This window comes from Solibacillus sp. FSL R7-0682, from assembly GCF_038005985.1.
Classification (GTDB): domain Bacteria; phylum Bacillota; class Bacilli; order Bacillales_A; family Planococcaceae; genus Solibacillus.
This window is the reverse complement of record NZ_JBBOUI010000001.1, coordinates 3,812,501-3,824,665: the sequence shown is the minus strand read 5'-3', so window position 1 is coordinate 3,824,665 and position 12,165 is coordinate 3,812,501. Positions and strand designations below refer to the sequence as shown.

The window sequence follows — 12,165 nt, the reverse complement described above, 5'->3', positions numbered from 1 at the left end:
ATGAAAAGAAGCGTCATTACATTTGTTAGCTTTTTTATGGTTTTAAGTTTATTTTTAGTTAGTCCATCAAAACCTGAGGCAACGTCATTAGAGCCAATTTCAGGTAGTTTTAACTTGGACGATTTGGAGTTAATGGAAGAAAAGGGTGAAGTGATAGTAGAGGAACTCACTTACGAAGAGTTTATTCAAGAGAGAGCAGCAGACAAAGGAATCAGTATAACAGAAGCTCGAAAAATGTATAAAAATCCTTACGTTGATAGCAAAGGAACACAATTATTAGCGGCTAATAGTTACTTTATGCTTAAAATCAACATTATACAAGATGTAGGGTTTTTTTATAAACCAGCAATTACAGTTTATGCATGGACTTATACTTCTAATTCATTTAGGGAAATGAAGTATATAGAAGAAGTAGTTTTAGACAGAGATGGAGTTAATGATTCATATACTGCTAAAGGATTTGAAGGGAAAATCAGAGCGAAGTTAACTACCTCTACTTCAGTTTGGTGGTTAATTAATGGTGATTTTTATCACCAAGGCGAAATGACATTTACGGGCGGTATAGGTGGTACTTTCGCTACTATAGGTAAAGAGGTACAGTTAAACGGTTCTGTAACGAGAAAGATAGATCATTACACTTATTTTGATGATGATGGAACCCACTATATTTATTAAGATATATGAGAACAAATGAAAAATAAGTAATGTACTACTTTGTTTTTATTCAGTTGTTTCAATCAACCCAAGGTTACTTTCAATAGAAACCCTATTTACAATAGCGCTTAACATTTCATTATCTGACATCGAAACAATATTTTTAATTGATTCAAACTCAGACGGTTTAAAATCCCCATTATCAAACATTTTCGCAGCTTCACTAGCGGCAAAAGACCGGTAGTCTGATGCTTTTTTCAACTTCGAAGTATATTCTTCTAAAAGTTTATTATTTTCCTTCGAAAGATTATTGCTTTCAATTTTTTTGATATTCTTAGACAACGCAGTATAGTTAGTCTCAATGAATGTCATAGTTTTATATGCATCATATACATTGACCGAACCATCAGAAATTCCGTTGAAAGTAGTAATCCATTGTTCATTCCAGATACGATCGTATTCTTTTTGTATTGCATCTAGTTCTGGTCCTAACTCATTTTTATAGTATCCGACCTCATCAGCTGACGGTTTAGAACTATCGGTTGTATCTTTTTCCTTTGATTCTTGCTTGTTAACTGACGATTTAGCAGAAGTATCAGCTGGTTCATTAGTTGAATTTACATCTTCAGTTGGTGTTTCATCACCAAAGCATGCGCTAATTAGGGCACCGAAAATAATAAATATAATGATAAATGTTAAGCATCCTTTGAAACAACCAGGTTTCTTTTTTTCATTTTCGTTTGGTGCAAGCAAAACTTTTTTTTCTTCACTCATTTTTATAGCCCCCTTAATATATTACAATATTTTACGATAGTGGAAATTAAATGATAGTTTATTATTTGTTATTATTAGATGAAATAGATATAATGAAGGTCTTTTATAAACAGTAAAAGATGTTGGAAGTACACAAAATGATCCTATTTTGATGCTGTTAAAGAGTAAAAGTATATAATTTGATAGAAGTTTGATTAATTTAAAAACCCTAAAAAGTATGGAGTTTCTACTATTATATTGTGCCCATTTTAAATATCCTTTATAGTTTATGTATCTATGGCAAAGTTTGTATAATATACGGGTAATATACAAAGTAACCCGCAAGTGCTTGGGGTATATACTTTCTAAGTTCTCAAAACGTTAATCTTACGGATTCAACTATTTTGCGAAACTACAAAACCCTTTCTCGAATTTTCGAGAAAGGGTTTTTTTATAAAGAAATATACTAGCTATTCTTCTTTCCCTAACCACTCATCTACTAATAAACCATAAACAGCGTGATCGACATAATGATCATAAAGCCATTCCGCCTGACGAATTGTCCCTTCATAGGTAAAACCTAATCGTTCCGGAATATTGCGGCTTTTCGTATTTCCGATAGCAGCGTGAATTTCTATTTTTTCTAATTTGTATTCATTAAATGCAATATCTATAATTCCTTTTGCTGCACGAGTCATAATGCCGTCACCTTGGAATGACTCATCTAAAAAATAACCGATTTCAGCTTTCTTTGTCGCCCAATTAATGGAGTTAATCGATATTTTACCAACAAATTTCCCTTTATAAATAATGGCGGTATCCAATGCTTCTTGATTCGCAAACTTTTTTAAATTGAGTGCCGCAAATTGGCGCGTGTCTTCAACCGTTTGTGTATTATCTACCCAGCCAAGCCATTCACGTAAATATTGGCGTGAGCGATCTACAAAAGAGAAGATTTCTTCTGCATCATTTGGTGTAATTAATTTTAATTGAATTTCTGCATCTACTTCATAAAAAAACATATTCATTTCTCCCCTAGTTGTCTACGTCTTTAAATTTTTATGTTTTAACTATCATAGTCAGTCATCTAAAAATAAGCAAGTATCTTCTAAATTACATAAAGAGCATTATCTTTCTATTGCTTCATTGACAAAGCCAGCCGTTGCATCGAGCTGTCCTTTTATTTTAGAGATTGCAATATTTTTATCATTGATCCAGCTAGCAAAATCAAAAGCGATTGGTAAAGCATTGCCGCCAAGTGCATACATTACTTTTCGCTCGGTTGGAATATAGCCTGCGGTATGAATTGTCCCATCCCAAGCATTATATTTTTTAGCAAATACGCCATTTTCAACCCCATTCATCAATTGGAATGCTTCGTAAAATGAAAGGTTGTGTTGTTGCGCGGACGTAATAATCTTCTCACGTGCCATTGAGTCTTCCATACGATAACGATTTTCATCTGTTAAAATATGAAAATGATTTGTACATGCTAAAGTCTCCCTTATTGCAATCCTACGAGGAGAGGCTTCTACGACAACTGCGTCATTTGATGCATCTAGTAAAACGTAATTAAAAGAATGCTTGTGTGGAAGCTCGTTTAATAAATCGATCGCTTCACGAGTGGTTGCGCACCTTTCTAACAAAATACGACCAATCATATTGCAAACAAAACCGTCTATACGATTTTTTGTATTAACAAAATTGTAACCAACAACGAGTCCTTTTTCATTCATGCCGTCCATTCTCCCCGTCACTAGCATTGTCGGCCCGATAGTAGCAAAACCACTATCCGTTGGTTTGTACAATACGAAGCGACCATCATAACTAAAAGGATCATTATCGTAATTGCGAATAAGGAAGTTCGAGCCAGTCACAATCGAGCAACCGCTTGTAGGATAGGCTGTGTAGTAGCCACCGAAATATAAAAATGCTTGTTCTTCTGTAATGTTAAGAGCATCCTGTAATCCTTGGATTTCTTCTTGAATTCCTGGTGCAAAATTTTTTAATAAAGAATTTACACGAGGCAAATCGACGATAAATTTATGCTTTAATTTTTCGTACAGTATTTTACGGTTTTGCATTAAGGATGAATGGAGAAGTAGATCTCCTTGCATTAGTCCAAAATCATAATGGGAGCCCCGAAATTGGATGACATCACTTATAACTTTTTTCATTTAAAGCTCCTTTTACTTTCGCTGTTTTTTTTATAGTATCGACTTTTTATAGAAAAGCACAAGGAAAAGCGTCTTTACAATTGAAGGATTTTATTTACATTTTACTAATTTCTTCTCGCATTTTTGTATACAAAAGTATACAATTGTATTCAAATGTGTGGAGGAGTAAACAATATTATGAGACGTGAAGGACGAGGAAGACCTCTCAATAGAGAGGAAAAGGGGCATAATGAAAGAGGGAGAAGAGGGGCGCAAACATTTCGTCGTGGTCGTGCTCTCGATTTTTATCGTCAGCTTGTTACAAAGCGTGAAACGTTAAAAAGTCAGTTAGAGGCGACCGAGCTACAGTCGATTCATCCCGTCATTGCAGGGGAATTAAAGGCTACGGAAGCAATAATGAATGAATTTGTCGAATTATTTCAGTTAGATGAATTATTAGAAGAAACAGAGGAAGCCTAATTAGCTCCAGTAGAGTGAGGAAGTGAATTTTCAAGATGCATGCCGTTTGGAAATTATCTAAGTATATTAAACCGTATCTTTTATTTGCTATTATTGCACCGGTCATGATGGTCATTGAAGTGAGTATGGATTTATTGCAACCGACGATTTTACAGCACATTATTGATGATGGGATTGCGAAAAGTGATACGACATATATCGTGCAAATGTTTGGGCTAATGCTGGTGACATCGCTTATTGGGTTAATAGGTGGTATTGGCTGTTCGATTTATGCATCACGTACAGCGGTCAATTTTGCGACTGATTTGCGCCAAGATTTATATGCGACGATTACGTATTTTTCGAATAGTAGTAAAGATAAATTTACGTTAGGAAAATTAGTAACTAACTTAACGAGTGATATGGAAATGCTACAGCGTGCCTTAACGATGCTACTGAAGATTTTCGTGCGTGGACCGATGATGTTTATTGGCGCGGTAGTCATTGTATTTATTACAGCTCGTGAACTATTTCCGATTTTATTAGTAGTTGTACCGATATTGGCATTTTGTATGTATTACTTCACTGCATTATCTGGTAAGTTATTTCATAAAGTACAGCGCGTTGTAGATCAAGTAAATACAAAGGTACAGGAGAACTTAGCCGGTATTCGGGTCATTAAAGCATATAATCGTAAAAACCATCAAATTGATCAATTTGCAGATGTGAATACGCAATTAATGAAGCGTAGTATGACAGCAGATCAAATTATTGGCGTATTAGCACCGCTTACGATGTTCGTTGTAAATTTGGGCATTGTAGCGGCATTATGGTTAGGTGCGATTAAAGTGGAAAATAACACGCTTCAAGTCGGGGTTATTTTAGCTTTTATAAACTATTTAATGATGGTTATGCAAGGGCTTATGAGTTCGTCTATGGTACTTGTCCAGCTTGCGCGGGCGGTTCCAAGTGCTGGACGGATTGTCGAGGTGTTAGAGGAAACAACGGACGTAAAAAATCCAGAAGGACCCGTGCAGAATGCTATTCTGGGCAGTGTTACCTTTGAAAATGTGAGCTTTTCTTATATAAAAGGCACAGAACCAGTTTTAAAAAATATTAGCTTCCATGTAAATGCAGGAGAAACGATTGGCATTATTGGGATGACTGGTAGTGGGAAGTCAACATTAGTAAAAATGCTTCCAAGATTATTTGAAGTAGATGAGGGCATAGTGAAAATTGATGGTAATCCTGTTCAACAATATGATTTAGAGCAATTACGACAGGCAATTGGTTTTGCCCCACAAAAGGCGACACTTTTTTCAAAAACGATTGCAGAAAATATTCGTTACGGACAAGATGAAGCATCTAAAGTACAGTTACTAGAAGCATTACAAGCAGCAAGTGCATCGGAGTTTGTCGAAAAGTTACCTAGTGGTGTTGAGCATGAGCTAACACAGGGCGCAACGAATTTATCAGGTGGTCAAAAGCAGCGACTTGCAATGGCGCGTGCCTTTGTTCGTAAACCAAGTATATTAGTTTTAGATGATGTAACGAGCGCGGTTGATAGTATATCTGAAAAAAATATTCAAGAAGCTATTCAAACTCAGTTTGGGCATGTGACAAAATTCATCGTTTCCTCCAAAATTTCTTCTATTCGCCATGCAGATCAAATATTCGTCATGGATGATGGAGAAATTGTTGCGAAGGGGACGCATAAGCAATTATTGAAAATAAGCCCTTTATATGAAGAGATGGCAAAGACACAGGCGGAAAAAGGGGTGACCCTAAGTGAATAAGCAACAAGGAGGGCCTCGTCCACCAATGGGTCATCCAGGTGGGAGATTTTCAGGGCCAATCGTGAAGCCAAAAAACCAAAAAGAAACACTATTGCGTATATGGAGTTATTTACGTGTTCAGCGAATAGAACTAATAAGTGTTGTCATTTTTGTTATCATTAGCACAATTCTTAGTTTAGTGGGTCCATTTTTAATCGGGAAAACAATTGATGATTACATTGTGAAGTTCGATGTTTCTGGTGCAATTCGTATGTCACTTCTTTTAGCTGGTGTATATAGCGTTTCATCCATCTTAACGTGGGTCCAAACATTTATCATGATTCGTGTTTCACAAAAGACGATTCGTCGTTTACGCCAGCAGTTATTTGAGCAGTATCAGTCATTACCGCTAGCCTTTTTTGATAAAAAGCAGCAAGGCGATTTAATGAGCCGCATGACGAATGATATAGAAAACTTAAATGCAGCGCTGTCACAAAGTGTCATTCAGATTGTTTCGTCATCATTAACAATAGTAGGAACAGCGTTTGCACTATTTTATTTAGATTGGCGCTTAGCCCTTGTGACACTAATTATCATTCCGTTAATTGTTTGGGCGACAAAACAAATTATTAAACGAAGCAGTGTGAACTATAAAGCACGTCAACGTGATTTAGGCAATTTAAATGGCTATATTGAAGAAACAATTTCCAATGCAGATATTATTACGTTGTTTGGGAAAGAGAAAAAGACATTGTCGGAATTTAAGGTAGCAAATGAAAAACTACGAAGTTCTGCGATGCGCGCGGATATTATTTCAGGCTTTATGGGCCCAATCAATAACTTTATGAATAACTTAGGCTTAAGTTTAGTCATTGGGGTTGGTGCCATAATGGCCGTTACGAGTGGGTTATCCATTGGGGTTATTGCGTCGTTTGTAACATATACGCGTCAGTTTTTCAGACCAATAAATCAATTATCGAACTTGCTAAATACATTTCAATCAGCAGTCGCAGGTTCAGAACGTGTTTTTGAAATATTAGATGAGGCGCAGGAAGTGGCTGATGTCGCAAATGCAAAAACAAAGGAGAAGTTTGTCGGGGATGTAGTATTTGAACAGGTTGAATTTTCTTATGAAGCAGGAAAACCTATTTTACGTGGCATTGATTTCCATGCAAAAGCTGGGGAAACGATTGCGATTGTTGGCCCAACAGGCTCTGGCAAGACGACGATCATTCAGCTATTGACCCGTTTCTATGATACAACTGGGGGACGCATTTTGCTTGATGGCGAACCAATAGAGCAGTATAAAATGGCTAGCGTTCGTGATCATGTCGGGGTTGTGCTTCAGGATACGTATCTCTTTTCAGGAACGGTTCGTGAAAATATTCGGTTTGGTAAACTAAGTGCGACAGATGAGGAAGTAGAACAGGCGGCAAAAATTGCCTATGCTCATAACTTCATAAAATATTTACCTGAACAATACGATACGGTGCTAAAAAGTGGTGGCTTGAACTTAAGTCAAGGTCAGCGTCAGTTAATCGCGATTGCTCGCGCTATTTTGGAGGATCCGGATATTTTAATCTTAGATGAAGCAACATCAAGTGTAGATACAATGACAGAGGTACACATTCAAAAAGGTTTAAACAATCTTATGAAGGGACGTACAAGTTTCGTCATTGCTCATCGTTTAAAGACGATCGAAAATGCTGACCAAATTCTCGTTATAAAAGATGGTCAAATTTTAGAACAAGGAAATCATGAGAGTTTAATGAGAGAAGATGGGTTTTATGCGACATTACAACGTCAGCTAATGTCCTAGTTTGTGAATAAACCATCGACCATTTGCGTATAGTAGGCAAAAAGGGCGGTGGTATTTTTGAGGCGTTGGCTTGCATTAGCATTTGTAATCTTATGTTCAATGTTAGTTGTTGTTTATGAAACGAGCGCATCAGATAAACGATTCTTTTTACCAGAGCCATTAGGTGGGGTAAAAATCGTTTTGGATGCAGGGCATGGAGGGTTAGATGGTGGTGCCTCTAACGGGGATATCATTGAAAAGGAAATCACACTTGCTATAACAAAAAAAGTAGAACGTCAGCTGACGCGCTTAGGTGCGGAAGTCATTTTAACGCGTTCAACGGATGGGGATGTAATAAGTGAACATGCCCCAAGTGAACAGTTCCCAACCAATCGTGAACGCAAAAAGCAAGATATTTTCTTGCGCGAATCACTTGTAGTTAAGCATGAGCCCGATTTATTTGTGACAATTCATGCGAACGCTATACCAAATAGTAAGTGGCGGGGAGCTCAAGTGTTTTACCATAAAGACGGTCACCCGAATGGGGAGGTTTTAGCAAGAGCTGTCCAAAACTCCATCCGAGAAACATTAGAAAACACAGATCGTGAGGCATTATCGATTAAGCAAGTGTACTTACTAAAGAAGGTAGATATGCCAGCAGTATTAGTAGAGACAGGCTTTATTAGTAATGAAGAAGAGCGACAATTACTCGCAACAGAGAGCTATCAAGATAAAATGGCGTTTGCTATAGCACGTGGCATTGAAAATTATATTAATGTGAAAATTGATTAGGCAACATTCATAGTAATACGATGCGATTATGATATACTAACATTGGAAATTTCATTTAGGGGAGTGTTTGATGTGATAAATGAACAACAAGTCCGAGAACTAGTAGGTCAATTACAGGATCCGTTTTTACATAAACCATTGGCAGAAACAAACGGAATAACTAATGTTTCAATTAAAGAAGAAAAAGGGCATGTCAGTGTACGCATAGCAATAGCAAAAACAAATACACCAGAGCAAATGACACTTCAAATGAAAATTGTTGAAGTGCTTAAAGAAAACGGCGCGGCTTCAGTCGGAATTCGCTTTGAAGAATTATCTCAAGAGGCATTACAAGCTTTCCGTGGACAAGCAACAGAAGCGGAAGCTCAAGATATTTTATCACCATTATCAAGCGTGCAATTTATTTCTATTGCATCAGGTAAAGGTGGCGTTGGTAAATCAACGGTTTCAGTTAACATGGCAGTAGCATTAGCTCGTCTAGGGAAAAAAGTTGGATTAATTGATGCAGATATTTACGGCTTTAGTGTACCAGATATGATGGGTGTAACAGAAATGCCAGTCGTAAAAGAAGACCGCATTTATCCAGTAGATCGTTTAGGCGTAAAAGTGATTTCAATGGGCTTCTTCGTTGAAAACAATGCGCCAATTGTATGGCGTGGTCCAATGCTTGGGAAAGTATTAGATCAATTCTTCCGTGATGTAGAGTGGGGCGAATTAGATTACTTATTATTAGACTTACCACCAGGCACAGGGGACGTGGCACTTGATATTCACCAAATGCTTCCGTCATCAAAAGAAATCGTCGTAACAACACCGCACCCAACGGCAGCATTTGTTGCAGCACGTGCAGGTGCGATGGCATTACAAACAAATCATGACATTCTAGGTGTTATTGAAAATATGGCGTGGTACGAAAATAAAACTGGTGAAAAAGAGTATGTGTTCGGCCAAGGTGGCGGTCCAAAATTAGCTGAGGAATTACGTACAAAATTATTAGGACAAATTCCACTAGGTCAGCCAGACTGGACAGAAGAAGATTTCGCACCATCTATTTATGCAGCTGATCACCCAACAGGTAAAATATATTTACAAATTGCTGAAGAAATTATTGCACAGCTAAATAAATAATAAAAATAACCAGTTGCTTTAAAAATAAGCAGCTGGTTATTTTTTTATTCTGAGCTACTGTTTCCTCCTTTTGAACCTCCGCTTTCTCCACCACTACCTCCAGATCCTTTATCAGAAGAAGCGGCTTCTCCACTCTTTTTAATTAATTCTTGCCATTTTGTTTGAAGTAGTGGATTATCAATTGTCTCCATTACCACTTTTTCGATTTCTTTCCGCATAGTTGTTCCTTTTAAAATCGTTTCAAGCTGCTTTTGCATATCCGGCTGGCTGAAGAAGGATATTAAATCTTCTTGATAAGATGCATCAGCCATTAAATCTTTCATTAAATCTTGCTGTTGCTTCTTCATGCTTTTCGCGAAGGACTCCTTGAATTTAGGATCTTCGAATGTTTTAATCCAAAATTCATTCGCTTCTTTTGAAAGCAATGTTTCTTCAGTCGCCTTTTTTACTTCTTCTGTATCTAACACGAGTAACTCACGAAAACTTTTTTCTTCAAACAACTGACGGATTGCTTTTTTTCCCTCTTCAGTCTGAACCGCATCGACCATAATCTTTTTTACTTCTTCATAAGAAAGGGTAGTTGATTTTGCATCGCCACAGCCAGCAAGTAATAAGAGGAAAAAGGGTAGCAATAAAAAACGTCGTGCCATTGTATCACTCCTTTCTATCTTCAGTCTTTCAATTATTGTTCACAATTCTACAAATTCTATGTAACCAGTCACTTCCTCTGTCGCTTTTTTTGCTTTCACTTGTTAAAATATACAAGTATATTAAAAAAGTGGAGGAAGTAATGTCGTGACGATACGAAACTGGGTTAAATTTGCTTTTTGGGCTTTATTAATTGGCGGTATAGTAAATGCAGTTGCATCGTTAATTATACGTTGGGACTTCTACCAACCGTATTTAGTGAATGGTGAATTTGTAGAATTTCTAGCTGCGGTTGTATGGAATATAGTATTAGGGATTACAATGAGTGTAATGGCTCAAGCCGGCTTTTTTGCTTACTTAACATTGCATCAAGTAGGTGTGAATGTATTTAGATCGTTAACGCTGTGGAACTGGGTGCAAATTTTATTAATAATAATTGTTTTGGTTGATATTATTATTTTCCGATTTGCTCCAGGCGCAAATACAGCAAGTGATTGGTTTATTTATGGATTTCTATTAATTGTATTAATTGGTGCTGCCTTTGCAACAGCATTAAAAAAAGTGAAAATGACGCAAAAACCTCATGTTTTAATTTCAACAGTGTTCTTTATGATTGTAGTCACATCATTAGAATGGATTATTGCGTTAATGGGACGTCAAGAAAATATCGATGTGTATGTCGCATTATTATTATTCCCACTTGTAGCAGTCAATGCATATCAAATATTAATGTTGCCAAAGTACAACTCACAATCAGAAATTGATCGAAAAAACTTAGAAGAGCGTCGCAAAGCACGTAAAGAAACGACAAAAACGGCGAAAGCATAAAAAAAAGTATTTATTCTCTTTTAAATTTCTTAAGCAATCAAAAAGCATGTGGAAATCAATTTCCCCATGCTTTTTTAAAATACTATTCATTAATTTTTATATGAATCTAACCTTAATTGAATCCTTTTTATTTCCACAACTATTTTTTGGTCTACAGCAATCGATAAAAACTATTAATAGTTTTAGTTTTAAGGTAGGCGTTTTGTATTGATTTTATAGCCAAATATATTTTCCTCAATAGAAATAAACTTATGTTGATTCATATACTGTGTAATTTGTTCGAAAGATATGTTTTGCTCTCGATGAATTGGGATACTAACAAATTCACCATCTGTTAAGTCACCATCAAGTGTAGTAAACGAAGTTGAAGGGGCGATTATATTAATCCCTCTTGCGTGTAAAACCTTTTGTATTTTAGAATCTACTATATAATCAGCAGTAGCAAACCAGAGTGGCAATTCGTTGAATGTTTTTTCATATACTTTAAGTTGCTTCTCTAAAAGAGTATCATCTTCGTAAAGTACATTGGGCGATCCGAGTAGACCCACTTGAATATTTTTTTCTTTTAATTGTTTTACAAGGTCAGGACTTCTTTCTAACCATTCACTATCAATTAGAAATAACGGATATGGTTCACGTAGGTTGGTGATCCACTCAGATAGACCTTTGTGTGAATAACTAAGTTCAATGATTAGACTGTGACCATAAGTCCCTTTTGTTATAACTGTAGGGGTTTCAGTCATTTGAAATGTTGGTAAAGTGAAATTTTTCTCCTCAAAATAGAATAAAACTAAAAATAGACATAAAGCCAGTGATACCAAGATTCTCAGCATATTTGCATACCCGCCTTCTAATGGATTTAAACAGAAAAAACAATATCTATAAAAAAACTTATGAAAAAGTGTTGACGGATATAACAAAACGATGTTACTATAAGTGAGTCGCCAAGAGGTGATGCAATAAACGAAACAACATGAACCTTGAAAACTGAACAAGCAACGTTAATGATAACAAGCTTCTTAAATGAAGCAAAAATAGATTTCAACTTAATTGTTGAATCGCTAGCAAAGCAAATGAGCTTTCAAACTACTTTTATGGAGAGTTTGATCCTGGCTCAGGACGAACGCTGGCGGCGTGCCTAATACATGCAAGTCGAGCGAATTGATTTGGAGCT

Annotated in this window: 12 protein-coding genes and 1 rRNA gene (1 of these 13 running past the window's edge); 8 read left to right on the top strand and 5 right to left on the bottom strand. The window is 36.4% G+C overall.

The window, feature by feature from the left end; all coding sequences use genetic code 11:
• The gene (locus MKZ17_RS19190) at positions 1-675 is read left to right on the top strand and encodes a hypothetical protein (protein WP_340725303.1); all 675 of its coding nucleotides are present in this window, start codon (positions 1-3) and stop codon (positions 673-675) included.
• A gap of 45 nt (positions 676-720) precedes the next feature.
• Here MKZ17_RS19190 and MKZ17_RS19185 read toward each other — a convergent pair whose 3' ends face one another.
• The 3 genes from MKZ17_RS19185 to MKZ17_RS19175 form a co-directional block, all read right to left on the bottom strand.
• On the bottom strand, positions 721-1,428 hold the full coding sequence (locus MKZ17_RS19185; RefSeq protein WP_340725302.1) for a hypothetical protein: 708 nt from the start codon (positions 1,426-1,428) through the stop codon (positions 721-723).
• Positions 1,429-1,877: 449 nt separating this feature from the next.
• A complete protein-coding gene (locus tag MKZ17_RS19180; RefSeq protein ID WP_340725301.1) occupies positions 1,878-2,429 on the bottom strand; it encodes a GNAT family N-acetyltransferase in 552 nt (183 codons plus the stop codon).
• Between the two features lie 105 nt (positions 2,430-2,534).
• Complete coding sequence (locus MKZ17_RS19175) at positions 2,535-3,584, bottom strand: C45 family peptidase (protein WP_340725300.1); 1,050 nt, start codon at positions 3,582-3,584, stop codon at positions 2,535-2,537.
• A gap of 177 nt (positions 3,585-3,761) precedes the next feature.
• Between MKZ17_RS19175 and MKZ17_RS19170 the strand changes: the two genes are divergently transcribed.
• From MKZ17_RS19170 to MKZ17_RS19150, 5 genes are all read left to right on the top strand, one after another.
• Positions 3,762-4,043 carry a 2-keto-3-deoxygluconate kinase gene (locus tag MKZ17_RS19170; RefSeq protein WP_340725299.1) on the top strand — a complete coding sequence of 94 codons (282 nt, stop codon included), beginning with the start codon at positions 3,762-3,764 and terminating at the stop codon, positions 4,041-4,043.
• Positions 4,044-4,078: 35 nt separating this feature from the next.
• Positions 4,079-5,818, top strand: coding sequence for an ABC transporter ATP-binding protein (locus MKZ17_RS19165; RefSeq protein WP_340725298.1), 1,740 nt, complete (start codon positions 4,079-4,081; stop codon positions 5,816-5,818).
• On the top strand, positions 5,811-7,616 hold the full coding sequence (locus MKZ17_RS19160) for an ABC transporter ATP-binding protein (RefSeq protein WP_445326932.1): 1,806 nt from the start codon (positions 5,811-5,813) through the stop codon (positions 7,614-7,616). Before MKZ17_RS19165 ends, MKZ17_RS19160 begins: the two co-directional genes overlap by 8 nt.
• A gap of 57 nt (positions 7,617-7,673) precedes the next feature.
• Complete coding sequence (locus tag MKZ17_RS19155; RefSeq protein ID WP_340725297.1) at positions 7,674-8,387, top strand: N-acetylmuramoyl-L-alanine amidase; 714 nt, start codon at positions 7,674-7,676, stop codon at positions 8,385-8,387.
• Positions 8,388-8,459: 72 nt separating this feature from the next.
• On the top strand, positions 8,460-9,515 hold the full coding sequence (locus MKZ17_RS19150; RefSeq protein WP_340725296.1) for a P-loop NTPase: 1,056 nt from the start codon (positions 8,460-8,462) through the stop codon (positions 9,513-9,515).
• A 44-nt stretch (positions 9,516-9,559) separates the two neighbouring features.
• Here MKZ17_RS19150 and gerD read toward each other — a convergent pair whose 3' ends face one another.
• On the bottom strand, positions 9,560-10,165 hold the full coding sequence (gene gerD, locus MKZ17_RS19145; protein WP_340725295.1) for a spore germination lipoprotein GerD: 606 nt from the start codon (positions 10,163-10,165) through the stop codon (positions 9,560-9,562).
• Between the two features lie 145 nt (positions 10,166-10,310).
• Here gerD and MKZ17_RS19140 point away from each other — a divergent pair, with 145 nt between their 5' ends.
• Positions 10,311-10,991, top strand: coding sequence for a KinB-signaling pathway activation protein (locus tag MKZ17_RS19140; RefSeq protein WP_340725294.1), 681 nt, complete (start codon positions 10,311-10,313; stop codon positions 10,989-10,991).
• Positions 10,992-11,179: 188 nt separating this feature from the next.
• On the opposite strand, the gene MKZ17_RS19135 is transcribed toward MKZ17_RS19140, so the two are convergent.
• Complete coding sequence (locus tag MKZ17_RS19135) at positions 11,180-11,824, bottom strand: hypothetical protein (protein WP_340725293.1); 645 nt, start codon at positions 11,822-11,824, stop codon at positions 11,180-11,182.
• A gap of 258 nt (positions 11,825-12,082) precedes the next feature.
• Here MKZ17_RS19135 and MKZ17_RS19130 point away from each other — a divergent pair.
• Positions 12,083-12,165 (top strand): 16S ribosomal RNA (locus MKZ17_RS19130); it runs 1,469 nt beyond the window's last position.